We start from the raw sequence: 26,599 nt of genomic DNA on the forward strand, positions 1-26,599 counted from the left end.
TTCAGCTTCTGCGGTTCCCGCGAGAACTGCTGAGCACCGCAGTCGCCTCGTCCATGCGGCGGGAGAGATCGTCGAGGACAATTCGGTTGTTCCGTTCCGTGACAACGGGCAACGCTTCGTTCCATGCCTTCAGCGCTTCGGTCGGCTTCTGCAGCAGCGATTGCGCCTTGCCCATCTCGATCATCGCCATGGCATTCCACCACCGGTCCGCGGCTCGTTCGAGCACCGGTATCGCGGCGCCCAGCGCGGTCATCGCCCGCCGGCCGTCACCGGAGTCGACGTAGGTGCGGGCACGGTGCACCTGTGCGACGGCGGCCCGGCGTTCGTCGCCGAGGCGGCGCAGCACGGCCAGGCTGGCATCGAGTCGCTCGATGGCCGCCGCGTATGCGCCGCGACCTCGATAGACGTCGCCGATCCAGATACCGGCGTTCGCCTCCCACCAGTCGTCCCCGTGCCGCCGAAAGACCGGCATGCACACGTCGAATTCCCGAAGTGACCTCTCGTACTGCGATTTCTGGTGATAGATATCGGCGATGTTCGCCGTGACATATCCCCACGCATGATCGTGCGAGGCCTCGTCATAGATGTCACGCGCCTCTTCGAAGAGGCGAAGGGCAGCGTCGACGTCGCCGTTCTGGTGGACCTTGCCGATCGCGCAGACGCAGGCCGCCTCGATCGGCCGGATGCCATGCTCGATCGCGAGCGTCCTGGCCTGCGCCAACTCCGGCAGCGCGTCCGTCCACGAACCGAGCAGATGGTGCACCCGGCCGAGCTGGAACAGGAACAGACTGCGCGCGGCGTCGTCGTGCACTGCGACCGCCGCCGAGAGCCCGCATTTCGCGAGCGACTCCCACTCCCGCCAGTAGGTGCACTGCTCGCAGAAGGCGCTGAGCGAGAACGCCAATTCGATGACCGGCGGCATGCATTCGTCGAGCAGCAGCTGGTTGGCGAGCAGCAGCAAACTCGGCAGTTCGGTTTCACACCACAGCGCCGCCGTCTGAGGTGAATCGAGGTGAACGGTAGATGGGCGCGGCTCGGTGGGCAGTTCGAGCACGGGAAATATGTTGTGCCGCGGCGCACCACGACGTATCCAGAGGTCGGCGGCGCGCGCCGTGGCGGCATACGCACCGCCAACCGTTTGCAAGGTGGAAGCGGTTACCGCGGCGCTGTCGGGCAGTGCGGCCAGCTTCTCCCTGGAGAACTCGCGGACCAGGTCGTGGTAGCCGTACCGGCTGTTCCCCAGCGGATCAGGTCCGAGGAAGTCGAGCAATTCCTCTTCGACCAGTTCGTCGCGGCTCGAGCGGGTGGAATCCTGCGTGTCGAGCAACTCGAAGACCCAGTCGGGAAACGTCGTGATGCTCAATGCGCCAAGGGAAGAGAACAGCAGACCCGCCTGCGATGAGATCGCGACATAGCTGATTTCCAGCGTCGACCGCACCGCTCGTTGCCCATCGGTGAGCGACGGCAGGAGTGCCTGCTGGCTGAGCAGACGCTGCACCAGTTCCTGGATGGACCAGTGCGGATTGACCGCCAGCCGGGCACCCAGAATCCTGATCGCGAGCGGGAGGTAGGCCGCGAGTTCGACCAACTTCCTGGTCGCCTCGATTTCCCGGTCGGCACGCTCGCGGCCGACGATCTCGCGCAACAGATCGATCGCCTCCCCCGGCGCCATCACGTCCAGGCGCAGCCGCGTGATCCCGTCGAGTGTCGCCAGCCGGGCACGACTGGTGATCAGCACGACGCTGGTCGACTCGCCGGGCAGCAATGGCTGCACCTGCGCCTCGGACTGGGCGTTGTCCAGCAGCATCAGTATGCGACGACGGCCCAGAATGGATCGGAACAGCCGGGACCGGTCGTCGAGCGAGACCGGAGCGGCATCCGGCGCCACTCCCAACTCCCGCAGCAACGCACCGAGCACTTCATAAGGATCGAGTGCCTGGGCTTCCGGCCCTCGAAGGTTGACGTAGATCTGCCCGTCCGGAAACGCATCCGCCACCAAATGCGCCACGTGCACCGCGAGTACCGTCTTGCCGACTCCGCCGCGACCCGAAATCGCGGTTATCAGCACGGCATTCCGACTCTTCGGCGCTTTGACCAGCGCCCGCACCAGCAGCCGCACCTCCTGACTGCGTCCCGCGAAATCCAACAGGTCCCTCGGCAACTGGTTCGGCGGCGGTCCCTGCTCGGCCAGGCCCGAGGCCGCACCACGAACGTCTAGGGACAACGCGATCTGAATCGAGGTCAGCAGCCCCACCACCAGTGCCGCGACCACCCCCACGACAACGCGCACCTCGGGTGACAGCCCGCTCGCACCCGCGAACAACGACAGATAGGCCCCGGCTCCGGCGATCAACGCAATCGCGGTGAGCCGCACTACCTTGCCAGTACCCCGACCGAGCCGGGCCCGCCGAAACGCCGGAAGCCACATGCGAACCCCACCATTCGGACGGTGTGCGCACCGTCCGACCGGGTCGATGCGACGCGGTCACGGCCGTCACATTCGGGGTCGACGGATACGCGGGGAACCACAATCCTCACACAGGCTGGCGCGTTTCTCTCGGTGTTCTACGAGAATGCTTCGGCCAGAGGCAGAGTGCGGACCCGACGGCCGCACGTGGCGATGAGAGTAGTGCCGTCGGCGGTCGCGCTCGGACCGTCAGTTCGGCACCGTGGCCCCCTTCGATCCCGGTCGGTTGATATACACCGTGACCGCTGAGGAGGCATTTCCTACCACGGTGACAACCCGAGCCCCCGGCGTCGAGGTGACGGTGCCGCCTTCGACGCGGATCTCGTAACCGTTCGGGTAGTGCAGATCGGAGACGTAGATCTCGGTCGGCACGGACAGCGCGCGTGGCGTGTACCGGTAGGCGAAATCGCCATTGGCGGGATCGAAGATCAGCCGACCCGGTGTGCCCGCGGTCGCCCGTGGGTAGGTGCGCACGAGGTCGCGCCCGATGTCGCCGAGGAACGGGTCCGGTTTGCTGCCGCCCGGGTCGAAGCCCGACGCGTAGTGCCAGTACTGCCAGCCGATGAATCGTTCATCGGCGCGCACGAGGGTGTTGCGCAGCACCGTGGCGTCGCCGTCGCCGAATTCGGTGATCAGCGTGGGAATGCCGGTTCGCCGGGTGAACGAGTCGATGTTGCCCCAGGTCTTGTCCTGCTGCACCGGGCACAGCCCGCGCAGTTGTTCGGGCAGACCGAGGTAGATCGCCAGCTGGCTGGGGATGCAGTAGTCGTGCGGGGCGAAGACGATATCGTTCGAGGTGATCGGCGGATTCTTACCCAGATTCGACGGCATGGTCTCGTTCCAGGTCACATTCGGTTCCCAGAAGACCGGGATATCGGCGTTGCGGGCGCGCACCGCGTCGGTCAGTTTTTGCAGCGCCGCTTGATATTTGGCGTCGAAGCGCGGACACCCATTGGGGAAGCAGGTGAGGAACGGCGATCCCGGCCACGGCTCGTTCATCAGCTCGATGCCGAGCACGCCGGTGCGTCCGTTCATCTTGGCGGCCAGTGCAGCCAAGGCCTGGCCGAGATAGTCGAGCACCCCATTGCTGTTGTCCCACACTTCATCCCAGCCCCGGTTCATGCTGGGCATCAAGTAGTACAGGGGGAACCCGGGATTCGGTTCCAGGGCGCCGGGCCGCGATCGCAGCGACCATTCCGGAAAACCGTTGCCGCCCCATATCTTCGACAATCCGTCCTGGTGGTTGTCGAGCAGGGTGTAGATGCCGCGTGCCGCCAGCGTGTCGACCGTCGTGGCGATGCGGTCGAGGTAGGCGGTGTCGATGACACCGCGGGTCGGCATCAAACCGTCGAAGCTGACGCCGAGCCGAACGGTGTTGAAGCCGTGCCCCGCAAGGCGTGCCGCGTCTTCGTCGGTCACCGTGAAGCCGTCGCCGGGTTCGACGTAGGGCGCTTCCTTGTCGACATTGTTGACTCCGTGCAGCAGCACCTTGCGGCCGTGGTCATCGACGAGATAGGTGCCTTCGGCCTGGATTCGGCTGATCGGCGCTGCCACCGGGGCGGCCAGCGCCGGTTCCGGCAGCGTGACCAGCGTCGCACATCCGATCGCGGCCGCAGCGGCGCCGGCCACCCATCGTCGCCCCCGCCCCCGCGTCGCGGCCATCGCGGTCATCATGATTCTGCGCATCGGCTTCCCCGATCGGTTGGTCCACAGGGCTTCATGGTCACACGTCCAGTTCGGGCGGGCATAGCCACGACATCCCCCAGTCGCCGACTGGGGACGCAGAACCCAGCGGTCGATCGGTGACTTCTCGATCGAATGCGCAACGTCGCAGACTACGACGATCGTCACGGCGACACCATGATTGAAATGTGTGGGTTGTTTCGTTTGAAGAAACAGAGTTTCCTTATGGTGAACGACTCGCGAAGTGGAGACTCAGGTGCATAGACCTCAACGACGGTTGACCATGGTGTCGGCATTTGCCGCAATCACAGTGCTGGGTGGCCTCACCTGCGCACCCGCGGCCGCGGACCAGCCCGAACCGACAATCCTCGGCGACCTGTGCCTGCGGGCGCAGACCCAGACCGCAAACCTGCGGGTAGTCGAATTCCGGCGCGCCGGTGGCACATTCGACAACGTCGTCTATCCGGATCTCGCTGGTTTCGCCGCATCCAAGCCGCAGGTGCAACCGCTCACCACCACCCGGTACAACACCTACGAGGACAACGCGGGAACACTGCTCGAGCAGGTGCGCTGCAAGGGGAAATCGGCCGACCACATCGCCGCCGTCTACGGCGCGGGCGTCGCCGGAGCCGAAGACAACTGCGCGAAGGTGAACCGGCAGACCGTGGTGGAGGCGGCACTGATGCTCACCCCTGCTGAACGCAGAGAGCTCGTGCATCGACCCGACGACATCGTGATCGACCCGGATACCCCGGCCGTCACCGGACAGGACTGGTTCACCGAGTTCCCGGCGGCGACAAAAGACGCGCACGGAAAGATCCATCTGCCCTCGAAATCGCTGTACGTCCCGCTCAATACCCCCGGCATTCCGGACGCCTTCAAAGGCCAGCACTACTGCACTCTCGCAGCGCATTCCTACGTGAAACGCTTGATGCTCGGCCGCGTTCAGCCATGACGCCACTGCGAATCAAGTGATGGTCTCGGCAATCTTCGCCGCCCTCGCCGCCGGGCAGCTATTGCTCGGCTGGCAAGGGCTGCGGCGCTGGCGGGCAGACGGTGGTCGATTCGCGGCGCTCCCGACGGTGCTGTGCCTGGCGCTGGTGTACGACAACACGGTGATCGCGATGGGCAGCACGCTGGGTCCGGGACCGATGCTCGAAACACTCAGTGCGCCACGCTTTGTCATGCACGCGATGCTCACCCCGCTGCTGATTCCGTGGTCGCGAGACGTCGTTGCCCGCGCGGGCCTGGCAGCTGCCCGAAGCTTGCGTGCTCGCGTGGGCGCCTGGCTGCTCGCCGCCATCCTCATAGTGACCGGCGTCGGCCATTTCTATTTCCAGCTGTCGGCGCAACCGACATGGTGGGCGGGAACCTTGCGCTACTCCGATACCGCCGCCACGTTTGCCGCCACCGCACCGGTGCTGGTTTCCGGGCTCACCGTGCTGATCGTCGGAATCTTTCTGTGGCAACGGCATTCGTTCGCCGGTCTTGCCGTTCCCGCGTTCGTCATGGCCGCGGTCGCGGGACTGTCGACGTCGGTTCCGGTGCTGGGCAACACCGGTGAACTCGTCTTCGACGCCGGGCTGATCGCGACGGCGCGTCGAAGCACAATGTTCACTGTCGACCGGTAGTTTCCGGTCCAGCCGCCACCGTCTTATCGCGCGTCTTCCCTCGGTTCGGTGTCGCTGTCCAACCAGGAGCGGATGCGGTCGGTTCCGGAACCGAGCGCGGGCGGCGGGTTTGTGTAGCGAACTGGATTGCGAGACAGGGTGATCGGGTTGGCGACCAACGGTGGCATGTCGGCAGTGCCCGACGAGATGCGGGGTTGCAGACCGAGCCGGTCGGCGAGTGTGAAAGCTCCCGCCATATCGTTGACGGGTCCACACGGGACGCCGAGCGGGGTGAGCAGCGCCTCCCAGTCGGCGGCAGGACGGGTCGACAAGATCTCGCCCAGCTGCTCGGCCAGCACCTCGACATGCGCGACCCGCGTGGCGTTGTCGATGAATCGCGGGTCCACGGCCAGTTGTTCGGCTCCGATCGCCTCGCACAGCGTCGTGAATTGTCCGTCGCTGCCGACGGCCAACGCCAGGGGTAGGTCCGCGGTGGGAAATACTTCGTAGGGGGCGATGGAAGGGTGCCGGTTGCCGAGGATGGTGGGCACGACACCCGCCAGCGAGTACGCCGCGCTTTGATTCACCATGCCCGCCAGCAGACTGGACAGCAGATTGACCTCGACGAGCTGTCCTTCGCCGGTGGCGTCGCGATGGCGAAGTGCGGCAAGAACTCCCACCGTCGCATGCAGACCCGCGAGAACGTCGACCACCGCCACACCCGTCTTGGTCGGCTCCCCCGCCCGCGGCCCGGTGATACTCATCAGACCGCCCGCGGCTTGGATCAACAGGTCGTAGCCCGGCAGCTCAGCGCCCTTGCCGCCACCGAACGCGGACAACGAGCAGTAGACGAGCCGCGGATTGAGCGCGCGAGCCTGTTCGTAGGCCAGTCCGAACTTCGCCATGGTGCCTGGCCGGAAGTTCTCGACCACGATGTCGGCTCGGCGCACCAGTTCCCTGGCATAGCGCTGCCCTTCCTCGCTGCGCAGGTCGAGCGCTACCGACGTCTTGTTCCGATTCACCGATTGGAAGTAGGTGGACTGACCGTCCACGAACGGCGGCCCCCAGCCGCGGGTGTCGTCACCGACGCCGGGCCGTTCCACCTTGATCACCTCGGCGCCTAGGTCGGCCAGCAGCATTGTCAGGTAGGGCGCGGCGAGGATCCTGCCGAAGTCCGCGACCACAATCCCGGACAGGACGCCTAGCGTTCGATTCTCGTCGGTCATACCCGCCACTCCACCATAGGCGCCGCGCGGCAGGACCAGCGACTCTGCCGCACCCGTCTCACGTGGTAGCCCGGTGCCGCCTCGTCAGCGCTGACGTCCCGCCGGAGCGAATCGGGCTGCCGCTGCCTCGGGGTCGGGGCGGTCGTCGATGAGGCGCTGGATCGGTTTCAGCGCTGCCTCGACGCTGGTCGCCCGCAAGGCGACATCGCGAAGAAGAGCGATTGTTCTGCTGCGGCGGAACATGATTCGAGCGAGGCGGCGGGAGGTGTTCTGCGCGGCCTCGACTCGGGGGCGCTGGGTGTTCTCGTAGACGCGCAGCAGAGGTTCGAGGGTGTCCGGCCGCGCTCGGCGCAGCATTCGGGTCAGCACCCACGCCGATTCCAGCGCCATCCCGGCTCCGAGACCGGCGGTGGGCAGGAAGCCCGCTGCCGCGTCGCCGAGGAGCACGCTGCGTCCGGTGGTCCAGGCGGGTGCCCGGCAATCGGTCAGCGGCCAGTAGTAACGGCCGGGGTCGTCGAGCACCGCCTGCAGCGCGCGTTCGACGCGGGGATCGATGGTGGTGAGCCCGCGGCGCACCTGATCCACGAAGGGGCCGGGTCCTGCGTCGGTGTCTGCGCGAGGGCCGCCGAGGAATACGCCCAGTCGGTCCAGGACGGGATAGGTTCCCAGGAAAAACCCTGCGCCCCAGAGTTCTTCGCCGAGATCGGGCGCGCTGTCGGCTGGCGTCCAGACGACCCAGCCGCCCCATCCGGTGTCGAGCGTGTCGACTTCGCGCCCGGCGAGTACCAAGTGGCGTGTGGTCGAGTTCAGGCCGTCGGCGATGACCACCAGATCGAATTCGAGCTCGGTGTGAGTGCCCGCGCGGGACAGTGTGGCAACGATCGCGCCGGGGGTCTCGGTGAGCGCGGTGACGGTGGTGCCGAAGCCGACTGGGCAACCGTCGGGCGTCAGGGCATCGATCAGCTCGCCTCGGGCGATACCGCGATAGTCGCCGAATCGCGCGAGGATCCGATCCACCGAGTCCGCGCGCAGGATGCGGCCGCTATGCGCGCGTAAACCGAAGCGGCGCAACGGAACACTACGGTCACGATAACCGGGCCGCACCTCGAGCTCGTCGAGCACCGGATCGATCATCGGCATCAACGCCAGCATGTATCCGACGTGCGAGTCGTCGTGGGCGCGCTCGATCAGTACCGGATGCCGCCCGGCACGCCGCAGCAGTTGCGCGGCGGTGACTCCCGCTATGCCCGCGCCGACGATCAGCACGCGCAGTTCGTCCTCGCTCGCATCCGTGTACTGACTGGTGATATCCGCTGATGTCAGCATCCTGTACCTCTTCGAATCACATTGGGACAGACCGTCGGACGTTCCCGCTCAGGCATCGGTTGCGCTCGCGGACGGTCCATCGATCAGCCTCGCCAGCACCGGCACCGCGGCGGCCGGATGGAGGCGCGGGTTCAGTAGCCGGTGCAGCAGTACACCGTCCATGGCCGCCGCGAGCACGGACGCGGTGTCGTCGGTGTATGGGTGGCCCGCCTGGTCGAGCCAGCGGGTAATGATGGCGCGGAACTCGGCGGCCGCGGCGGCGAGTTGCGCACGTAGCTCTTCATCGCGCGCCGAGGCCAGACATGCCTCGATGAACAACAGCGATGCGGGATCGTCCGCGTCGGTCTCGGCCAGCGGGCCGAGCATCGCCGCGATCACCGCCTCCGTCGAGTCGGCTTGCGCCACAATGGGTTCCACCCCGCTGAGCAGATCACGCAGCACACCGACGACAGCCTGGCGCAGCAGCGCTTGCACGGACGGGAAATGGTAGTGCACCACGCCGACGGTGACCCCCGCGCGAGCAGCGATCGCCCGGGTACTGACCGCACCCCAGCCGAGCTCAGGAATGAGCTCGGCCGCGGCGGCCAGCAGCTTCTCGCGCGCTTCGCGACCTCGCTCCACCGCGGTTTGCGACATGGCACCTCCTTTTTGGTCGATCGCACTGTACGACCGCATTGGGCGTTCGTACAAATTGTAGCGCGGTGCCGCCGCATCCGCAGGATTCGGACTCAGTCCCAGAGCTCGAGGCTGTGAGTTGCGATAAGTGCGTCGATGCGGGTGAGGACATCGCCCACGGGCTGCGGGTTTATCCGACGTCCGTCTCGCAGTCGTAGTGCGACATGGCCGTTGGCTGATTCCTTCGGGCCGATAACGGCTTGGTAAGGCACGAGTCGGACTCCACGGATGCGGGCACCCAAACTGCCCTGGTCCGGTCGGACTATCTTCGCTCGTACGCCGAGGTCCAGGCATCGCTCGAACAATGCTGCGGCGTCGGGTGATTCAGCATCGGAGATCGGGAGTATCGCGACTTGGGTGGGAGCGAGCCACGCGGGGAACGCACCGCCGTGCTGTTCGATCAGATGGGCGACGGCGCGTTCCACACTGCCGACAATGCTGCGGTGCACCATGACCGGCCGATGCTTCGCGCCATCGGCACCGACGTAATGCAGGTCGAACTGCTCGGGCTGATGGAAGTCGACCTGGACGGTGGACAGGGTGAATTCATGGCCGTTCTTGTCGGTGAACTGCACGTCGATCTTCGGGCCGTAGAAGGCGGCCTCCCCCTCGACGGCCTCGTACAGCAGGCCGGAGCGGTCCAGAGCCTCGGTCAGCAGGGCGATCGCGCGCTGCCACATCTCCTGAGCCGCAACATATTTCCCGCTCGACCCCGGCAATGACAACCGATAGCGGGTCGGGCTGATGCCGAGCGCGCCATACGCGCGGCGGATCAACTGCAATGCGGCCTGCGCCTCCTCGGTGACCTGGTCCATGGTGCAGAAAATGTGTGCGTCGTTGAGCTGAATCGCCCGCACCCTGGTCAATCCGCCGAGCACGCCGGAGAGTTCGGAGCGGTACATCCCGCCCAGCTCGGCCATCCGCAGCGGCAGCTCGCGGTAGCTGTGCGAGCGGGAGCGGAATATCACCGCGTGGTGCGGACACAGGCTCGGCCGCAGCACGACCTGTTCGCCGCCCGAATCCATCGGCGGGAACATGTCGTCGCGATAATGCGACCAATGCCCGGAGATCTCGTACAGCTGACGTTTGCCCAGCACGGGTGAGTACACGTGCTGGTAGCCCGCCCGCCGCTCCGCGGTGCGGATGTATTCCTCCAGGGTGTGCCGCACGGTCGCGCCATCGGGCAGCCAGTACGGCAGTCCCGCACCGATAAGCGGGTCGGTGTCGAACAGGCCGAGTTCCCGGCCCAGTTTCCGATGGTCGTACACAACGTCTCCCTCGCAGACAGAGGGCAAGCGACCACAAGACAAAAGCCCCGGGCACTTGCCCGGGGCTTCGGATCAGAACATCAATCAGCGCGCCGGGACATCGTCCGGCGTCGTCGTCACAGCAGCGCGCTTCATACCGGCCACGATACTACGTACACCGGCCACCGCCGCTTCGACTACAGCTCTTGTCACGAAATGTCCGACGGCCGTCGCCAGTAACATCGCCATGATGAGCACGGGTGCCCACGACCATGTCAGCGCGAGCAGCATGCGCTCGAAGGTCCCGCGCGGTTGCACCACCGGCTCCCAGCTGTTGAGGCGGGTCCAGCGGCCGAGGAAAACGCCCACCGCACAGAGCAAGTGCAGACCGAGCGTGACCGGCGTGCGCCACCTGGTGAGACCGACGTAGTCGAGGTACCGCCCGAGTTCGGCCAGCGCGAGGTAGTACGCGAGGAAGCCGGACACGATGAACGCCCCGTAGACAGGCAGCACCGTGGTGACCACCGGACCGTCACCGACGAATCGAATGTCGTCGCGCAGATGCACCAGATCGGTGACCACGTACGGCGCATTGGGCAAGAACAGCACGAACAGCGCGACGCCCGCCCACCACACCGGTGAGCGGGATACCCTTCGATCACCGCGCCGCATCCGAAATACCAACAGCGCCAACACCACCGGCACCCAGGCCAACAGCGTGTTCCAACTCAGCCACATGAAGTCTCGCCGAACCACATCCAACAGGCCCGGCCCCACCCGATCGAGTACATCCATCTCGTCATCATGCCGACCGAACGTGCCCGACCACCCCGCCCAGCCCCGAAGACCACCACATCCCTACAAATCCAACACACGATCTCCACAGCACCGATGAATTTATCCGGCTCGTGTCGTCTTACCTACATGACTACACCCACGATCGGCAGCCTGTTGTTGTCCAGCACCGAGCCCGCCCGTCTGCGTGACTGGTACGCAACGGCATTCGCGCTGAAGGTCGACCATACGCCCGGCGATCCCGGCTACGATGTGCTCGACTTCGGCGGCTTCTACTTGATGATCGACAGCCGCGACGACGTCGGAACCACCAACCCGGAGCCGGGCCGGATGATCTTGAACGTCGATGTGGACGATGCCAGAGCGGTCGCCGCTCGCATCGATGACCTCGGCGGGCAGTGGCTGGCCGAACTCGACGACCGCGACGGAAGCCTGTTCGCCACCGCGATCGACCCCGATGGAAATTACATCCAACTCGTTCAGTTGAGCCCGCAGCATCGCGCTGCTATGACCGAAGGGGACAAGTGATGCTCGCCGACAGCAACGCATTCAGTGGATTCTCGGTAGACGACATCGACGCAGCCGAGAAGTTCTACGCCGAGACCCTTGGCATCCGGGTCTCAGCGGAGAACGGGATGCTCAACCTGCACCTCGGTGGCGGGGGAACGGTCCTGGTGTATCCGAAACCGGATCACACCCCCGCGTCCTTCACCATCTTGAACTTCCCGGTCGCCGACATCGAGGCGGCCGTCGACGAACTCACCAAACGCGATGTGCGTTTCGAGCACTACGAATTCGCCGAACAGGACGAGAAAGGCATCCACCGCGGCGGCGGTCCCCTGATCGCCTGGTTCACCGACCCCGCGGGGAACGTCCTGTCCGTCTTGCAGCAGTAACACTTCGAACGGAGTACGTGGCCCGCCTGACCTCGGGCGGGCCACGTTGCGGTGTATCAACCACCCAATGCCAGCTGGGTGAGAGCCCGAAGTGCGTCGTCGATGGGGTGGGGTTGCTGCGCGGAGCCGAGTTGGTTCCATCGCTGCAGGTTCACCGCGATGGACACTTGTCGTTTGCCGTCAGCACTGATCATGGAGATCGCGCCGCCGCCCCAGACGGAACCCTCATGGCCCCAGTAGGTGCCGTGACCGGGCACCGCCGTCTTTTGCAGGCCGAGACCGTAATCGAGGGTCTTTCCCTCGAACGAGATGACCGGGACGGTCCGTTGCATCTGCGCCAGCGACGATCGGCTGATGATTTCGCCCGCCAGCAGCAAACCGAAGAAGCGGTTCAGGTCCGCGACGGTCGATATCAGCGAAGCCGACGGGCCCACCCATGACATGTCGAAGACGCTGTAGTCGCGCGGCGGCTCGATCATGCCGAACCACGCCTCGTAGTGCAGGGAATGCGGCCCGTTGATATACGGTCCGTCCGGTAGTTCGGTATCGCGCAGCCCGGCGCGCTCGATGACGTTGCGGGTGATGCATTTCTCCGCCGAAGTCCCGGTTGTCAACTCCAGAAGTTGGCACAGGAGAAGGTAATTGGTGTTCGAGTACACCCCCGGTGTGCCGCCGGGAGTCCCGGTAGCAGGCGCCGCGACGCCCATCGCGATCAGCTCGGTCGGGTCGAACCGGGTGAACCGGTGGTCATCCAGGCTGTCCGGTGTCGTTTTCGCCACGGCGGGGAAGGCCGCGAGGGACGGGTAAGCATGCGGGAGGTATTCGGCGAGGCCGCTGGTGTGGTTGATCAACATCCGGACCGTGATCGCCGCACCTCGTTCGCCGGGAACCAGCCGTGGCAGGTAGTGGCCGATCGGTGTGTCGAGCCCTATTTCGCCCTCGTCGACCTGCTGCAGCACAGCGGCGGCGGTGAATGTCTTGGTGATGCTGCCGACGCGGTGTCGCATATCTGCCGTGACGGGGCGGCCGGTGGCGACATCGGCGACTCCGGCTGCGCCGCGCCAGGTTTCGTCGCCGTCGCGCACCTCGGCGAAAAGGCCGGGCATGCCCGCGCGATGGACGGTCTCCAGGGCGGTCTGTAGCTTCGCGGGGTCGAGGGGGTTGGTCACGGACATGTGTCCTCTCGCTGTCGATGGGTGGTGTCTCGAGTCGCAGTCGTCGACCGCGCCCGAGGTGAACACCACTATCAACCGACCGGTCCCGTACGGTCTTGGAAAAATCTTCCCCACGCCCGGTACCGGTGCCGGGCGATGTCGGGCAAATAGTGCGCCGTCAGTGCCCCCGGCGTGTGGTCCGCGAACATCGACACGTCTCGGCACAGATGAGCTTGATCGGTGTACCCGCAGGCGATCGCGACATCGGCAGCGGGCCGACCCGCCAGCAGACCGTCGACCGCGTGCCGGAATCGGACCAGCATCGCAGCCCGCTTGGGTGTCAGGCCGATCTGGGACTCGAAGCGCGCCCACAGCCGTTTATGGCTCCAGCCGAGGGATTCGGCGAGCTCACCGATCTTCACCTGGCCACGGGAGCTGAGTATGCGATGCCAGCCGGCGAGCACCTCCGGGTCGGGCGTCCGCATCGGCCTGTCGCACTGTGCCAGAAACGATTTCGTCAATGCGAAACGCTCGTCCCAGGTCCGGGTGGACGCGGGTTGCTCACGCAGTCGCCGAGCGCGCAATCCCCACAGGTCCTCCAGAGCGACAACGCCACGGCCCAAATCCGTTGGGGAAACACCCAATAGCGAATACGCCTGGATCGGCGACAAGCGAACCTCGATGCATTCTGCCCGCTCGCTACGAACGCGCATGGCCTCGATGGGAAGCCCGGCAACGAAGCCGCCGAGGGACCGCCGCCCGACAGCATCGTCGACGATCAGCTCGCGATCCCCGAAGCCGATCACCGCGGTGATCGCCGCTGCCCCGGCAACCCGAAGATCCAACCCGGTGCCACCCACATCGCGGTAACCGATGATCGCGGCACCCCGCGGCGCGGGCCCCGCCGCACCTGCGAAATCCCAAGCCACATCAGGCTCGCGGCCGAAGTCCACAGCTCCCACCCGTCCAGGCTAACCAGCTTCGGGGCGGGCCAGCACAATAGCTCCGCAGAGTTTGAAGGTTTCGCCGCACTCCCTTGCCATTCTCGCTGAAAAGTGCCAACCGATTATTCAACGATACTGTCGAAGTTTATGAATGCGGCAGACGGGGATCCGACAATCGAACTCAGCATGGACGAGCTGCGCGAGATCGCGCGCTATGCCGTGGCCTGCGCGGAGCCCGCCTTGGAGATCTTCGAACGTGCACGTCCAGACGATCAGCGGCCACGAGCCGCGATCGACGCCGCGCGGGTGTTCGCGGAGGGAGGCAAGCGGACCAAGGCGATCCGGGACAGCGCGTGGGCGGCGCAGCGGGCGTATCAGGACGCACGCGATAGCGGACAGGCCGCGGCGAGCGATGCTGCGCGCGCGTCCGTTGCCGCGGCCAGTGCGGCGTTCCTGCACCCGCTGGCGAAAGCGACTCAGGTCTTGCACATCCTGGGACCGGCCGCCTATACGGCTCGCGCATTCGAGCTCGATGACGACGACGACCCCGACATCGGCGTCGAATACCTCGAAAGGGCAAAGGGTTTGGCCAGCCCATCCGTGTTGAGCGTCCTGACGCGTTACCCCAACGCGCCGGGTGGTCGCGGCCGGGTGGGAGAGCTGATGCGGAATCTCGACGCATCGTTACGACAGCCGCCGACCGATCGTTGACCGATAGTCGTCCCGATCAGCTCTAGCGCCCCGGTCGCCAGCACTCCGACCGAATTCTCCGGACAGATCAGGCTTCTCGCGCGGGTTCGTGCGGAACCCGGTCGGCCAGTGCGGCCGCCGTCAGGGTGAGGTGCCGAGTCAAGGTCTCCGCCGCGGTATCGGCGTCGCGAGCCAGCGCGGCCTCCTCCAGCCTGCGGTGCTCGTCGGCACCGTCCCGGTCGGGATTGCGGACTGCCGACCAGCGGCGCGCCAGCTCGCTCGCGGTCCACATCCGGTCGAAGGTCTCCAGCAGGAACGGGTTGCCACAGCCCTCCAGCAGGGTGCGGTGGAAGACACGGTGCGCCTCGGACCATGCGTCGCTGTAGTACTCGCCCTCCCCCGGCACGAACGCCGGGGTGCGGGCCAGCCGGTGGTGGGCCGCTCGTACCCGGGCCTCCCATTCGACGTCACCGCGCTCGATCGACATGCGCAGCAGGACCGGTTCGACGGTCCGGCGCGCCTCCGCGATCTCCTGCCAGCGGCGAGCGGAATAAGCCGGAACGGCGAAGCCGCGGTTGGGCAGCCGGTCGGCCAAGCCCTCGCCGACCACGCGCACCAGCGCCTCGCGTACGACGGCCAAGCTCACGCCCTGTTCCTTCGCGAGGTCCTGGGGCTTGAGCGCGTCACCGGGGGCGTAGTCGCCGCGCATGATCGCGTTCCTCAGATGTGTGTAGATCTGCTCGGTGAGCATCTGCTTCTCCGACGAGGTCGAGGCGGGGGCCGTCCGGGTCATGGTGGCCATCATAGACGATCCATCCAATAATCGATTATCTGTGTTATGGTCGATTCAGCGGTGAGGGCGTCGCCCGAAGCGGGCCCTGGGCCGCACCGCCACTGCACAGCACGGCCTGAAAGGAACGACGCGATGAGCGCCAATGACCCCTTCGCCCGCCTTCCCGAGGCGGCAACCTTCACTGTCACCAGCGCCACCGTCACCGACGGCGCCGCCTGGCCGCCCGAACAGTTCTCCGCCAGCGTCCCCGGCGGGAAGGACGTCTCCCCGCAGCTGTCCTGGAGCGGCGCCCCGGAAGGCACCAAGAGCTACGCCGTCACCGTCTACGATCCCGACGCCCCCACCGGGTCCGGGTTCTGGCATTGGGCGGTCGCCGACATCCCCGCCACCGTCACCGAACTTCCCGAGGGCGCGGGCGACGACACCGGCTCGGGCCTGCCCGAAGGCGCCTTCCAACTGCCCAACGACGCCCGCGCAGCCCGCTTCCTCGGTGCGGCACCGCCGGCCGGGCACGGCTCGCACCGCTACTTCGTCGTGGTGCACGCCCTCGATGTCGAGTCCATCGGCGTCCCGGCCGACGCCACGCCGGCCGTTCTCGGTTTCACCATGGCCGGTCACATCCTCGGCCGCGCGGTGCTCACCGCCACGGCGGAAACGCCGCGCGAGGACCCCGAACGGATCGAGGTTTCCCGACTCATCCCCGCCCCCGCCGATGCCATTTTCGCGGTACTGATCGACCCGAAGGGCCACGTGGACATCGACGCGTCGGGAATGCTCATCGACGCAGAAGGAGAACCCGTCGGGCGGCCCGGCGACCGGTTCCTGGTCCACATGGACCGGGAAGCCCTCGGGGATGTTCCCCTTGGCAAGTACGACGTCGAGGTTGTCATCACCGAACTCATCCCGGACAAGGAAATCGCCTGGACCGTCGAGGGCCGAATCCGGCCGCATGCCCGCCACATCTACGGCTATCGACTGGAGCCGACCGAAGACGGCACCCTCGTCACGTCTTACTACGACTGGTCGGAAGTGGACGAGGAGTGGAAGAAGCGCATCACCTTCCCCGTGGTCCCCGCGTCCGCCCTCAAGGCCACGCTCGGAATCCTCGAGCGCACCGTCCGCCGGAGAGCCACCGCCAAGCCCTAGCTCCCTCCATCAGGCAGCCGCTCCGAGACCGAGGTGTGGTCCCGGAGCGGCTGCGCGGGCGGTTACGTCTCGGAGTGATCAGCCGATGATCGGTTTGTGATTACCAGAACGGGCGAATGCGGCGAAGGGACCGTATGATCCGCCGATGTGAAGAAGGTGAGCGCCGCTGCCGCGGTTCTGTTTTCGGTTGTCGTCGCCGCGTCGTCCTGTTCGTCCACCCAGCCGAACTCGACTACGCAGGCTGAACAACCTGCGTATCCGGAGTTCCTGTCGGCGGAGGACAAAGCGACGATCGCCTACCGCGACACCCTGCGCACACTGGATCCATGCGGCTATCTCGACGATGCGGCGATACGCCGGATCGGGACACCGACCTACATCGGCGCGGAATCCATTTTCAGCTGGTGCACAGTGCGCTTCGCATCCCCGAGCGCGGTACCGGGTATCGGCTCGATCAGCGCCGCCATGATGCGATCGGGGTCAGCGGACGCGACACACCAGGTCGGGGAGGTCAAGGCATGGACCATCCCTTCTGCGAAGCCGGGAGAGTTCTGCAGGGCGGGCATTCCCGTCGACGACCGCTCGGACATCGTTTTGAGCGCTTACGCCGATCCCGACGCCAGGGCAGACGAACCGAAAGGCGACCTGTGCGCGACGGCGCTGGACCTCGCCAGGGCGACTGTTCCGCACCGTCTCGAACGCCCACTACGGGCGACATCTCAACGCGCACACATCAACTCACGCCTGGCCACGCTCGACCCGTGTTCCGTACTCGGCACCATCGCACAAGGGCACCGACCAGCTCTGGCATCCCCGGACGCCGACCCCTATGTGGACCCGTGGAAATGCGAATTTCTGCTCAACCCCGACGACGGCTCCACGGCCCAGATTGTCCGCTACATGTTCGAATCCGACGCCGCACACATGACGGCGAAGGGCACCCGCAAGGAGACCACGATCGGCGGGCTCCGCGCCACCGAGGACCCCACCCCCGGGGACCACTTGGCCGCGGGAACCTGCGAGATCAGCCTCTCGACCGCTCCGCAGCCACCTGTCATCGAACCCGGCGCACCTACCGGGCGCGCGGACGCCGGATACTCCGAGATCATCACGATCCGAGCCCTCAACGGGTGCGCCCCGGCCCGCACCACGGCCGAAGAACTCGCCCGGCTCTACCGTCAGCTCCCCGGCTGATCGTGCAGAGATTGCATTCTGTAGCCCGGGCCGGTCGTCGGGGAAACCGAGTTATCGGATTCGCTGCAACGCCTCCGGCGAGAGCTCGGCGGGAGAATTGAAGCCGGACAGGCCCAATGTCAGGTCGAGTTCGGCAACGAAGTTCTCCAGCACCTCCTGGACGCCGCGGCGGCCCGCCAGAGCCAAGCCGTACATGTGTGGGCGGCCGATAGCTACCGCGTCCGCACCGAGCGACAGCGCTTTGAAAATGTCTGCGCCACCCCGGATTCCCGAGTCGAAGACGATTTTCGTTCGGTCGCCGACCGCGCCAACGACATCGACCAGCGCATCAGCCGCCCCGATTCCCCCGTCGACCTGGCGGCCACCGTGGTTGGAGACCACGATGCCGTCGATGCCAAGATCGACCGCCTTGCGGGCATCGTCGGGGTGCTGGATTCCTTTGACCAGGATCGGCAGCTTGGTTCGCGTACGCAAGGCGGTGACGTCTTGCCAATTCAGGGACGGACGCGAGTAAGTTGCCAGGAAGGTTTCCACGGCGGCCCGTGGTATCGGTGAGACGAGGTTGCGCAAGAACTTTCCCGGCATGTTGCGCGACATCGCCAGCAGCGTGCGCAATCCGCCGAGGGTCACCTCGGTCTTCGGCCGTTCGCCGCTACGTTTCGCTGCGGCTAGATGTTCGTCCACCATCTCGGCGAATCGAGGATCGGAGGTGTACTGGTCGATGCCCACCGCCTGGCTGAACGGCAGACTCCCGATATTGAGATCCTGGGGCCGCCAACCCAATTGGGTGGTGTCAAGGGTCACGACCAGTGCTTCGGCACCAATGGCTTCGGCCCGGCCGATCAAGCTGTAGACGAGCGCTTCATCGGTGGAGTAGTAGAGCTGGAACCAGCGCGGCGCGCTGACACCGCCGTTTTTCGCCGCGACCCGGTCCATCTCGGCGGCGGTCTGCTCCATTGGCGCCGAACCCTGGTTGGAAAAGATGTAGGGGATTCCCAGGGCTGCGGCGGCAGCGCCGATATGCACATCGGCCTTGCGGTGCACCAGCGCTCCCGCACCGACCGGAGCCACCAACACCGGAGCGGGCAACACGCGGCCGAACAGCTCGGTTCTCAGGCTGCGCTGCGAGGTGTCGCGCAGCATGCGCGGCACGATCGCCCAACGATCCAATGCCCGCCGGTTGTTGTCCACGGTGGCACTGTTGCCGGCGCCACCGGCCAGGTAGGCCACGGCTCGCTTCGACATGCGTCGGATCGCGGCGCGTTCGAGGTCGGTGAAGTCGGTCGGTACGGCGGGTTTGCGGCCGAAGGCGCCGGGCCGATAGATCGCCTCTTGCCGGGCATGCCCATGGTGGTCACCGGACCGATCCCCGGCCCGGCCGGTGACCTCGGTGCCGGTGGCATGCGACATCATGCCGTCAAACTACAGCTCGCCCGGCAACTTTACGGCAATCGACACGGTCGAGGCGCGGCTGACATGTCCTCGTCCCGCCGCGAAGCCGGTCACGGCTTGTGTATCGATTGCGCTGAGGCACGCTGCCGGGAGATCCGGCGACGGATCTCGTCCCAGGGCATGGGCAACTCGTCGACGGGCGCGTCGAAGAAGACAAAAGTGGCTTCCCGCATGACCTTTCGCTTGCGCTCGACAGTTGACCTATGCGGCTCAGCACCTGCGTAGGCGTAGATGGCTGCCTTGTCGGTCCATGCCGAGTAGGTCCAGAATGTGCCCTTCCACATTTCTGCTTTCAAGGAGACGCCCAGCACTCCCGGCGACCGACGGGCCTGCCGCCACAGCGTCAGTGCAGCGATCAGGAAGCCGGGCGCGTGGGGCAGCGACTTGACCTCGAGCCGCGACGCCATGCATGTGACCTCGGGCGTAGTGGGCGTGGCGACTGTCGTCCAGGGAATCGTGGGCATGGCCACTCTTTCGATCAGGAGGGTGACGGCGAACCGCCGACTGCTCACAACATTCCACAGTGGAATATAACTTGTCAACAGCAAGATGCGCGCCTGGGCGTGCTCGCGTGGACCTAGGGCGCCGGGCAGACCGCGGCACTGAGCGCATTCATTCCAGCGGGGGAACGCTCCTTGTCGGTGAAGTCTTGATTGAGCGCGATGGTCACGGCCCGCCCAGTAGCCGGAACCACACCGACATTGGTGAGTGACCCAGGTATGCCACCGGTATGCCCCCAGACTTCTGTTCCGCAGGGCATCGCGATCCGCATCAACCCGAGTCCGTATGCCACTGCGCTGTTCTCGGCGATCGACCTGACACTCTTCATTTCCGCCAACTGCGCGGGCGCAATCAGTTTTCCGTCCAGGAGTGCGGTGAAGAACCGGTTGAGGTCCGCGCCGGTAGCGACCATCGCTCCCGCCGCACCGGCCGCCGACACATTCTGGCTCGTGTAGTCGACCCGCTGTCCGCCGATCTCGGTGTAACCGACGGGATGCGGTCCGCGGATATCGATTTCGTCAGGCGCCGGGTAGTAGGTGTCGCGCAAACCGAGCGGCTCGATGATGCGATGAGTGATCTCCGCGCCGACCGAATCGCCGGTGATCTCCTCGATCACCATCCCGGCGACGGCGTAATTGGTGTTGGAGTACTCCCATCTCGCGCCGGGCTCGAAATCAGCGGGCGCGGTCAGGGCATTCCGCAGGATCGCGGCCATATCCGCGGTCTGCCACCGCACCTGTTCGGTCATGAAGCCGATTTGGCCCGGCTTGGGAACGGCCCCGAACTCCGCCGCGTATTCGGGCAGTCCGCTGGTGTGCTGCAATAGATTTCGGATCGTGATCCGGTTCCCGTCGATACCCGGACCGTGCACGACCCCCGGCAGATACCGCTCCACCGGCGCATCCAATTCGACCTTGCCCTCGGCCACCAACTGCAGCATGACCGTCGCCACGAATGTCTTGGTGTTGCTACCGATCCGGACCCGGGCATCGTCGGCGAACGGCTCGCCGGTGACCAGATCACCGGCACCCGCGGCGACCGTCCAGTTGTGACCTTTATCGGCGACCACCGCCTGTGCGCCCGGAAACCCCAGCCGCACAGCATCGTTCAAGGCCGCAGTGACCTGCTCCCGACCCATTTCCCGCGTATCGGCCGGATCGTCCACGCCGCAAGCCGTCGCCGCCAAAAACGCCACTCCGAGCACCCCAAGTTTCAACCACACGGCATCAAGCTACGGAAAATGCTGTGCGGCAAGCAGCCTGCTACCGCCCCAAAGAATGGTCGTGCTGGCACTACTCTGACTCGGCCCGCGACCACCTCGACAGTTGCACCCGGAGCGGCGTCCGACATGATCGGAGCATGGAGGAACGGTTCTATCCGCGCAAGTTGGTTCCCGGTGATCGGGTGGCGATCGTGTCCCCGTCCGGCGGGCTGGCCGAGGTCTTTCCCGAACCCTATGAACTGGGCCTACGGCGGCTGCGTAGCGAATTCGAGCTCGAGCCCGTCGAGTACCCGACCACCCGCCGATTGCACACCGCGCCCGCGCAACGCGCGGCCGACCTGCACGCGGCATTCGCCGATCCGGACATTGCCGCGGTGATCGCGAGCATCGGCGGCGAGGACCAGATCACCGTGCTCCCGCACCTGGACCGCGAGCTGATCCGGACCAACCCGAAACCGTTCTTCGGCTACAGCGACAACACGAATCTGCTTGCCTACCTGTGGAATACCGGACTCGTCGGCTATCACGGCGGCTCGATCATGGTCGAGTTCGGCCGCCCCGGCGCCATGCACGCACTGACCGCCGCGTCGCTGCGGGCAGCGCTGTTCACCTCGGGCGAACACGAACTCACCGCGTGCGCCGAGACCGGGCACAAGCAGCGGCGCTGGGACGAACCCGGCGCACTGGACACCGTGCCGCAGATGGAACCAGCGCAGGACTGGCACTGGCACCACCCCACCGGCGTAATCGAAGGCGTGGCCTGGGGCGGCTGCCTGGAGATCCTGTCCTGGCTGTTGATGGCCGACCGCGAGGTACGCCCGCCCGAGACCTACGCGGGTTGCGTGCTCGTCGCCGAGACCTCGGAGGAAATGCCCAGTGCCACCGAGGTTTACCGGGTCCTGCGCAATATGGGCGAACGGGGACTACTTGCCCAATTCTCCGCAGCGCTTATCGGGCGAGCGAAGAACTGGTCGTTCGAGCAACCATTGTCCGACGCGGAGCGAGCCCGCTACACCGCCGACCAACGGGCTGCGGTGCTACGCGCATTCGCCGAATACGCGCCCCACGCAACGATCGTCTTCGACGTCGACTTCGGCCACACCGACCCCCAAGTCGTCCTCCCCATCGGTGGGCGGATCCGGATAGACGGCCCCGCCCGCCGAATTACCGTCCAGTACTAGTCCGCCGAAGCACTCACAGAGCCTTCCCCGGCGCACAGCGCAGCTAGCCCCTGTGAGGTGCACAGAACCTCTGTGAGTGTTGACCTTCCGGGTGCCGGACTAGTGCGTGTGGTCCACGGAGGGAGCGTCTGGGTTGGCTAGCAGCCAGTCCATTCGGCGCTTGCTTTCGTCATCGGCCGGGGTCCAGATGGTGAGGCGGGTTTCGGGGGTTGCGGTGAGGTCGAGGGTGGTGAGCGAGAACGAGAGTTCGCCGATCCCGGCGTGCCGGTAGGTCATGACCGAGCTCGGTGGCGTTGCCACGTCGTGGGTGGCCCACATCTGGGCGAACTCGGGGCTGGCGGCGGAGAGTCGGCGGATCAGTTCGGTCCACGCGGGGTCGTCGAGATGCTGGCCGAATGCCGCGCGGAACGAAGCCACCATGTGCGGCAGTCCGGTATCCCGATTCACGAACCGCCGACAGCACTCGGGGGTGACGAACAGTTCCCATAGGACGTTACGGGAGCTGTCCGGCGCGGTCAGCCGCGGCCACAACGCCGCGCACGGTGTGTTCCAGCCGAGTACATCCCAGCGACTGTTGAGCGCCGCGGCAGGAAACCCGGAAATGCTGTCGAGGATGGCCTGCACAGTGGGCGTGATTCCGGCCGCGATGGTCGCCACCCCGGGGATCAGTACGTCGGCCAGGTGGTAGAGGTGGTCGCGTTCGGGGCCGCTGAGCTGCAAGGTGTCGGCGATGGCGTCGAGGACTCGCCCGCTGACGTTGATCGGCCGCCCTTGCTCCAGCCACGTGTACCAGGTGACACCGATTCCGGAGAGCAACGCGACCTCCTCGCGCCGCAAACCCGGCGTCCGGCGCCGCAACCCCGGCGGCATGCCGACGTCGGCGGGCGTGATGCGGTCCCTGCGGCTGCGCAGAAACGAGGCGAGCTCGGTCCGACGGGAGGAAGACACGGTCACAGGCACGCGCCCATGATCCACCATCCCGGAACCGGTTGCCAGGTGTTGCCAACACCAGTGTCGCGAGGCACTTGGTATCCGTCGCCCGACCTCCGCAGGCTGCTCATCCATGAGGTTGCGGAATCAATCGATAGTCGGCGGCGCGAGCATGAGTGCGGCAACGGAGCGGGCACGGTTCGAGCGGTCGATCGCGGGCAGGACGATCTGCCAGGCGCTGGCCGACACGGCCCGGCACCATCCCGAACTTCCGGCATTCACCCAGAACGGGTCGGCCATGACGTGGGGTGAGACCCGGCAGCAGGTGCTCGAGGTGGCCGCGGGGTTTGCCGAGCTGGGTATGGAGCCCGGTGACGTGGTGGTCCTGGCCATGGGCATCCGCACCGAACACGTCATCGCCGATCTAGGGGTAGTGCACGCGGGTGGGGTCCCCAGCACGGTCCACGACACCCTCGCCGCCGACCAGATCGCCTATGTCGCAAGCGATTGCGCCGCGAAGTTCGCCGTCCTGGACGGTCAGGAACAGCTCGACCGATGGCTGCCGGTGCTGTCCGAACTACCAGGACTTCGCAAGATCGTGGTGGTCGACGAAACGGCATGTCCCACCGGGGAACGGTTCATCAGCTGGCACGAGTTGCTGCGAATAGGCCGGGACCGGCGCACCGCCGCGATCGACGACCGCTGGCAGGCGCTCGCCCCCGACGACACGCTCACCATCCTCTACACCTCGGGAACCACGGGAAACCCGAAGGGCGTGATCATCACCCATCGGATGGCGCTGTATCAGGAGGCCGTCTCGTCAGCGGCCGCCTCCGCTACGCGCGGCACCGAGGTCTGCCACATCCCGTTCACAGCCGTCTCCGCCCGAATGTTCAACCTCTACATGCCGGTGGTGCGCGGCTCCCACACGCATTTCTGCGCCGACCTCGCACAATTGCCCGCGGTACTGCGGGAGGCCCGTCCGCACATTTTCCGCGGCGTGCCCCGGGACTGGGAACAGATGATGGCCACCATCCAGGCCGGACTCGGCCTGGAGAGCGAAGCGGTCGCCGCCGCGATGCGAGTGGGGCGGGCCTACGTGGAAAGTCACCAGTACGGCCATCCGTCCGCACCAGAACTAGCCGACGAGTTCGCGGCCGCCGATGCATCGGTACTCGCGGAACTGCGCGCCCAGATCGGGCTGGACCGGGTGCTGTACACGATGAGCGCCGGTGCCCCGCTGCCGATCGAGGTATCCCGTTTCTTCGCCGGTTTGGGACTGCTCATCCTCGACGTCTACGGCATGACCGAGATGACCGGCGCGGTCGCCGGAAACAACCCTCTCGCCTACAAACTGGGGACGGTCGGCCGACCACTGCCCGGCATCGAACTGCGCCTCGCCGCAGATGGCGAGATCCAGGTCCGGGGTGCCGCGTGCACCCCCGGATATCTCGGATTGCCCACGGCCACAGCCGAACTGATCGACGACGACGGCTGGTTGCATACCGGCGACATCGGCGTATTCGACGCCGACGGCTTCCTGTCCCTGGTCGGCCGGAAGAAGGAAATCATCATCACCGCCAATGGAAAGAACATCGCACCAGCGCTGGTGGAGAACCTGCTGAAGGCACACCCGCTGATCGGCCACGCCCTGGTCTTCGGCGACCGACGCCCGAACCTTGTCGCCATACTCACCCTGGAAATCGAGGTAGCCCAAGCGTGGGCGGCGGCCCGCGGGATCGGTGCGGACCCGGTTGAGCTCGCCCAACATCCGACGGTATTGGCCGAGGTCGAGTCGGCCGTCGCGGCGGCCAATGCCCGGCTCGCCCCATTCCAGCAGGTCAGGGCCTGGTCGTTGCTGTCGGCGCGGTGGGCCGCGCAGAGCGGAGAACTGACGTCCACCGGCAAGCTCAAGCGACAGGTCGTACACGCCAAATACGCCGACACATTCGACGCCATGTACTCCGCCTGACGGCCGATTCTCACCAATTCACCTATCCCCCAACCAATCCCAACGACACCATGCCCAGGAGGCACGATGAGCACCGAACCGTTCACCATCCGATTTGCTGTCCGCAGCTACGAACTCGACACCCAGCACCACGTCGCCCACACCGTCTACATGCAATACGCCGACCAGTCCCGCTTCGCCTGCGCCAAAGCGGCCGGGCTGTCCCCCGCCCGGCTGCTGGCTGACGGCCTCGGTCCGATAAATCTCGAAACCACCCTGCGCTACCACAGCGAACTGCGCGGCGACGACGACGTCGATGTGTCGTGCGCCTTCATTTGGGGCACCGGCAAAACTCACCGCGTCGAACACGTCCTGCGCAAGCCGGACGGAACCCTGGTCGCCGAGGTCAACAGCGTCAGCGGGCTGCTCGACCTACGCACCCGACGCCTGGTCAGCGATCCGGCAGCGGCGCTGCGTGCTCGTGCTACCGAACCCGGCCTGCTCGGCCTCGCCTGAGTTGCCCACTCCTGCCCGTTGCCAACCGGGCAGGAGCAAGTTCCCGCCGAGAGCCGGAATCGCGATCAGGACATAGTCCTCGTGCTGCCACTGCGGGCCGCTGAACGCCCTGGCTCCCCGGTATCGCAATCGACCGCTGCTCGGCCGCGGTCATCGCCCGAACAGCACGCGTGGTTTACCGACACGCGCGCCGGGCATAGCCACGCTGTTGCGGCGTGCCGAAAGTAGGCTGCACCTGCACCTCACGTTCATGCTGAATCCATTTCGGACGGAAAGGAAGACGCGATGAGAGCGGCAATGATCACGCCATTCGTGGTTGCGGCGGCGGTAGTAACGGCGTCCTGCGGCAACGACTCGACGGACACGAGCACGACCAGCACAACCGCAGGCATAACGACGATAAACAGCACCCCGACGACCGGTGCGAACGTCGCGCAGATCGACCTCGCGCACCATACGTTCCCGGTGAGCGCTCAGGACGCACTCGGCACCGCTCGAAAGAATTTCGACGGCACGGTGACGAAAATCGAACTGGAGCGCGAGGGTGTCAACGCCCAAAATATCTACGTCTACAAGGTCGAACTGATGTCGGATACGGAGAAATATGCCGCACAGGTCTCCGCCGACTCCGGCGCGATCGTCGCCGAGAAAAAGGAGCCCTTGGATGCGGACGAGCAGGGCACCGAGCGCACCAAGGAGGCCGTCAACCTCGACTCCGCGGTGCCGTTGAGCCAGGCGATGGATACCGCCTCGAAGGCCCGTCCCGGCCGTATCGAGAAGTGGAAGATCGAGGGCAAGAACAACACGGCGCAGTACGAGTTCGATATCGAGAGCCCCGGCACCAATGACGAAGACTACGAGGTGCAGGTAGACGCTTACTCCGGCCAGCTCAAAACGGCGGGGTAGCGGCGGGGCGCGCTGCGCCGAGCTACCGGGTTTGCCTTCGGTGCGCCCTTTACGGCATCTTTACGGGTGGTGCGCCGGGAAGTCTGGTCGGCAA

At 65.9% G+C, this 26,599-nt stretch carries 24 protein-coding genes and 1 pseudogene; 11 read left to right on the forward strand and 14 right to left on the reverse strand.

What is annotated here, in order from left to right:
* Window position 1: 1 nt before the first annotated feature.
* Together KV110_RS22180 and KV110_RS22185 are read right to left on the reverse strand one after the other, a co-directional pair.
* Window positions 2-2,428 carry a tetratricopeptide repeat protein gene (locus KV110_RS22180; protein WP_218469199.1) on the reverse strand — a complete coding sequence of 809 codons (2,427 nt, stop codon included), beginning with the start codon at window positions 2,426-2,428 and terminating at the stop codon, window positions 2-4.
* A gap of 228 nt (window positions 2,429-2,656) precedes the next feature.
* Window positions 2,657-4,153, reverse strand: a complete 1,497-nt coding sequence (locus KV110_RS22185; protein WP_218469200.1) for an endoglycoceramidase I — start codon at window positions 4,151-4,153, stop codon at window positions 2,657-2,659.
* 253 nt (window positions 4,154-4,406) lie between these two features.
* On the opposite strand from KV110_RS22185, the gene KV110_RS22190 reads away from it, so the two are divergent.
* Together KV110_RS22190 and KV110_RS22195 are read left to right on the forward strand one after the other, a co-directional pair.
* Window positions 4,407-5,105: a hypothetical protein gene (locus tag KV110_RS22190; protein WP_218469201.1), complete on the forward strand. Its 699-nt coding sequence runs from the start codon at window positions 4,407-4,409 to the stop codon at window positions 5,103-5,105.
* Between the two features lie 19 nt (window positions 5,106-5,124).
* Window positions 5,125-5,781 (forward strand): hypothetical protein, encoded by a 657-nt coding sequence (locus KV110_RS22195; protein ID WP_218469202.1) that lies wholly within the window; start codon window positions 5,125-5,127, stop codon window positions 5,779-5,781.
* A gap of 23 nt (window positions 5,782-5,804) precedes the next feature.
* Here the strand turns inward: KV110_RS22195 and KV110_RS22200 are convergent, their stop codons facing one another.
* From KV110_RS22200 to KV110_RS22220, 5 genes are all read right to left on the reverse strand, one after another.
* Entirely contained in the window at window positions 5,805-6,986 is a 1,182-nt protein-coding gene (locus KV110_RS22200) for a CaiB/BaiF CoA transferase family protein (protein WP_218469203.1), read from the reverse strand.
* 84 nt (window positions 6,987-7,070) lie between these two features.
* Window positions 7,071-8,312: an FAD-dependent oxidoreductase gene (locus tag KV110_RS22205; RefSeq protein ID WP_218469204.1), complete on the reverse strand. Its 1,242-nt coding sequence runs from the start codon at window positions 8,310-8,312 to the stop codon at window positions 7,071-7,073.
* 48 nt (window positions 8,313-8,360) lie between these two features.
* On the reverse strand, window positions 8,361-8,948 hold the full coding sequence (locus KV110_RS22210; protein ID WP_218469205.1) for a TetR/AcrR family transcriptional regulator: 588 nt from the start codon (window positions 8,946-8,948) through the stop codon (window positions 8,361-8,363).
* A gap of 92 nt (window positions 8,949-9,040) precedes the next feature.
* Complete coding sequence (gene thrS, locus KV110_RS22215; RefSeq protein ID WP_218469206.1) at window positions 9,041-10,255, reverse strand: threonine--tRNA ligase; 1,215 nt, start codon at window positions 10,253-10,255, stop codon at window positions 9,041-9,043.
* Window positions 10,256-10,339: 84 nt separating this feature from the next.
* Window positions 10,340-11,029, reverse strand: coding sequence for a DUF1361 domain-containing protein (locus KV110_RS22220; RefSeq protein ID WP_218469207.1), 690 nt, complete (start codon window positions 11,027-11,029; stop codon window positions 10,340-10,342).
* 129 nt (window positions 11,030-11,158) lie between these two features.
* Between KV110_RS22220 and KV110_RS22225 the strand changes: the two genes are divergently transcribed.
* Together KV110_RS22225 and KV110_RS22230 are read left to right on the forward strand one after the other, a co-directional pair.
* The gene (locus KV110_RS22225) at window positions 11,159-11,557 is read left to right on the forward strand and encodes a VOC family protein (RefSeq protein WP_218469208.1); all 399 of its coding nucleotides are present in this window, start codon (window positions 11,159-11,161) and stop codon (window positions 11,555-11,557) included.
* On the forward strand, window positions 11,557-11,925 hold the full coding sequence (locus KV110_RS22230) for a VOC family protein (protein WP_218469209.1): 369 nt from the start codon (window positions 11,557-11,559) through the stop codon (window positions 11,923-11,925). Before KV110_RS22225 ends, KV110_RS22230 begins: the two co-directional genes overlap by 1 nt.
* A 56-nt stretch (window positions 11,926-11,981) precedes the next feature.
* Here KV110_RS22230 and KV110_RS22235 read toward each other — a convergent pair whose 3' ends face one another.
* Window positions 11,982-13,094, reverse strand: a complete 1,113-nt coding sequence (locus KV110_RS22235; RefSeq protein ID WP_246633910.1) for a serine hydrolase domain-containing protein — start codon at window positions 13,092-13,094, stop codon at window positions 11,982-11,984.
* Window positions 13,095-13,171: 77 nt separating this feature from the next.
* Window positions 13,172-14,041 (reverse strand): AraC family transcriptional regulator, encoded by an 870-nt coding sequence (locus KV110_RS22240; RefSeq protein ID WP_218469211.1) that lies wholly within the window; start codon window positions 14,039-14,041, stop codon window positions 13,172-13,174.
* Window positions 14,042-14,170: 129 nt separating this feature from the next.
* Here KV110_RS22240 and KV110_RS22245 point away from each other — a divergent pair, with 129 nt between their 5' ends.
* The gene (locus tag KV110_RS22245; protein ID WP_218469212.1) at window positions 14,171-14,734 is read left to right on the forward strand and encodes a putative immunity protein; all 564 of its coding nucleotides are present in this window, start codon (window positions 14,171-14,173) and stop codon (window positions 14,732-14,734) included.
* A 67-nt stretch (window positions 14,735-14,801) separates the two neighbouring features.
* Here the strand turns inward: KV110_RS22245 and KV110_RS22250 are convergent, their stop codons facing one another.
* A complete protein-coding gene (locus tag KV110_RS22250; protein WP_218469213.1) occupies window positions 14,802-15,506 on the reverse strand; it encodes a GntR family transcriptional regulator in 705 nt (234 codons plus the stop codon).
* A gap of 132 nt (window positions 15,507-15,638) precedes the next feature.
* On the opposite strand from KV110_RS22250, the pseudogene KV110_RS22255 reads away from it, so the two are divergent.
* Both KV110_RS22255 and KV110_RS22265 read left to right on the forward strand, forming a co-directional pair.
* Window positions 15,639-16,175 (forward strand): annotated as a pseudogene (locus tag KV110_RS22255) (YbhB/YbcL family Raf kinase inhibitor-like protein); the annotation flags it as partial.
* Between the two features lie 624 nt (window positions 16,176-16,799).
* A complete protein-coding gene (locus tag KV110_RS22265; RefSeq protein ID WP_218469214.1) occupies window positions 16,800-17,846 on the forward strand; it encodes a DUF3558 domain-containing protein in 1,047 nt (348 codons plus the stop codon).
* A 51-nt stretch (window positions 17,847-17,897) separates the two neighbouring features.
* Here KV110_RS22265 and KV110_RS22270 read toward each other — a convergent pair whose 3' ends face one another.
* The 3 genes from KV110_RS22270 to KV110_RS22280 form a co-directional block, all read right to left on the reverse strand.
* Window positions 17,898-19,259: an alpha-hydroxy-acid oxidizing protein gene (locus KV110_RS22270; protein ID WP_246633911.1), complete on the reverse strand. Its 1,362-nt coding sequence runs from the start codon at window positions 19,257-19,259 to the stop codon at window positions 17,898-17,900.
* A gap of 89 nt (window positions 19,260-19,348) precedes the next feature.
* Window positions 19,349-19,762 carry a hypothetical protein gene (locus tag KV110_RS22275; RefSeq protein WP_218469215.1) on the reverse strand — a complete coding sequence of 138 codons (414 nt, stop codon included), beginning with the start codon at window positions 19,760-19,762 and terminating at the stop codon, window positions 19,349-19,351.
* 113 nt (window positions 19,763-19,875) lie between these two features.
* Window positions 19,876-21,021 carry a serine hydrolase domain-containing protein gene (locus KV110_RS22280; protein WP_218469216.1) on the reverse strand — a complete coding sequence of 382 codons (1,146 nt, stop codon included), beginning with the start codon at window positions 21,019-21,021 and terminating at the stop codon, window positions 19,876-19,878.
* Window positions 21,022-21,158: 137 nt separating this feature from the next.
* Between KV110_RS22280 and KV110_RS22285 the strand changes: the two genes are divergently transcribed.
* Window positions 21,159-22,202, forward strand: a complete 1,044-nt coding sequence (locus KV110_RS22285) for a S66 peptidase family protein (protein WP_218469217.1) — start codon at window positions 21,159-21,161, stop codon at window positions 22,200-22,202.
* A 99-nt stretch (window positions 22,203-22,301) separates the two neighbouring features.
* Here KV110_RS22285 and KV110_RS22290 read toward each other — a convergent pair whose 3' ends face one another.
* The gene (locus KV110_RS22290) at window positions 22,302-23,162 is read right to left on the reverse strand and encodes a helix-turn-helix transcriptional regulator (RefSeq protein ID WP_218469218.1); all 861 of its coding nucleotides are present in this window, start codon (window positions 23,160-23,162) and stop codon (window positions 22,302-22,304) included.
* A gap of 142 nt (window positions 23,163-23,304) precedes the next feature.
* Here KV110_RS22290 and KV110_RS22295 point away from each other — a divergent pair, with 142 nt between their 5' ends.
* The 3 genes from KV110_RS22295 to KV110_RS22305 all read left to right on the forward strand — a co-directional run bounded on the left by KV110_RS22295 (window position 23,305) and on the right by KV110_RS22305 (window position 26,505).
* The gene (locus tag KV110_RS22295) at window positions 23,305-25,104 is read left to right on the forward strand and encodes an AMP-dependent synthetase/ligase (protein WP_218469219.1); all 1,800 of its coding nucleotides are present in this window, start codon (window positions 23,305-23,307) and stop codon (window positions 25,102-25,104) included.
* Window positions 25,105-25,170: 66 nt separating this feature from the next.
* Window positions 25,171-25,599 (forward strand): acyl-CoA thioesterase, encoded by a 429-nt coding sequence (locus tag KV110_RS22300; protein WP_218469220.1) that lies wholly within the window; start codon window positions 25,171-25,173, stop codon window positions 25,597-25,599.
* A 312-nt stretch (window positions 25,600-25,911) separates the two neighbouring features.
* The gene (locus tag KV110_RS22305) at window positions 25,912-26,505 is read left to right on the forward strand and encodes a PepSY domain-containing protein (protein WP_218469221.1); all 594 of its coding nucleotides are present in this window, start codon (window positions 25,912-25,914) and stop codon (window positions 26,503-26,505) included.
* The last annotated feature ends 94 nt before the right edge of the window (window positions 26,506-26,599 follow it).

This window comes from Nocardia iowensis, from assembly GCF_019222765.1.
GTDB lineage: Bacteria > Actinomycetota > Actinomycetes > Mycobacteriales > Mycobacteriaceae > Nocardia > Nocardia iowensis.

Coding starts and splice junctions, on each gene's coding strand:
- KV110_RS22180 (WP_218469199.1), bottom strand. CDS start 2,428: ATGTGGCTTCCGGCGTTTCGGCGGGCCCGGCTCGGTCGGGGTACTGGC.
- KV110_RS22185 (WP_218469200.1), bottom strand. CDS start 4,153: ATGCGCAGAATCATGATGACCGCGATGGCCGCGACGCGGGGGCGGGGG.
- KV110_RS22195 (WP_218469202.1), top strand. CDS start 5,125: ATGGTCTCGGCAATCTTCGCCGCCCTCGCCGCCGGGCAGCTATTGCTC.
- KV110_RS22200 (WP_218469203.1), bottom strand. CDS start 6,986: ATGACCGACGAGAATCGAACGCTAGGCGTCCTGTCCGGGATTGTGGTC.
- KV110_RS22205 (WP_218469204.1), bottom strand. CDS start 8,312: ATGCTGACATCAGCGGATATCACCAGTCAGTACACGGATGCGAGCGAG.
- KV110_RS22210 (WP_218469205.1), bottom strand. CDS start 8,948: ATGTCGCAAACCGCGGTGGAGCGAGGTCGCGAAGCGCGCGAGAAGCTG.
- KV110_RS22220 (WP_218469207.1), bottom strand. CDS start 11,029: ATGGATGTACTCGATCGGGTGGGGCCGGGCCTGTTGGATGTGGTTCGG.
- KV110_RS22225 (WP_218469208.1), top strand. CDS start 11,159: ATGACTACACCCACGATCGGCAGCCTGTTGTTGTCCAGCACCGAGCCC.
- KV110_RS22230 (WP_218469209.1), top strand. CDS start 11,557: ATGCTCGCCGACAGCAACGCATTCAGTGGATTCTCGGTAGACGACATC.
- KV110_RS22245 (WP_218469212.1), top strand. CDS start 14,171: ATGAATGCGGCAGACGGGGATCCGACAATCGAACTCAGCATGGACGAG.
- KV110_RS22250 (WP_218469213.1), bottom strand. CDS start 15,506: ATGACCCGGACGGCCCCCGCCTCGACCTCGTCGGAGAAGCAGATGCTC.
- KV110_RS22270 (WP_246633911.1), bottom strand. CDS start 19,259: ATGATGTCGCATGCCACCGGCACCGAGGTCACCGGCCGGGCCGGGGAT.
- KV110_RS22275 (WP_218469215.1), bottom strand. CDS start 19,762: ATGCCCACGATTCCCTGGACGACAGTCGCCACGCCCACTACGCCCGAG.
- KV110_RS22285 (WP_218469217.1), top strand. CDS start 21,159: ATGGAGGAACGGTTCTATCCGCGCAAGTTGGTTCCCGGTGATCGGGTG.
- KV110_RS22295 (WP_218469219.1), top strand. CDS start 23,305: ATGAGTGCGGCAACGGAGCGGGCACGGTTCGAGCGGTCGATCGCGGGC.
- KV110_RS22300 (WP_218469220.1), top strand. CDS start 25,171: ATGAGCACCGAACCGTTCACCATCCGATTTGCTGTCCGCAGCTACGAA.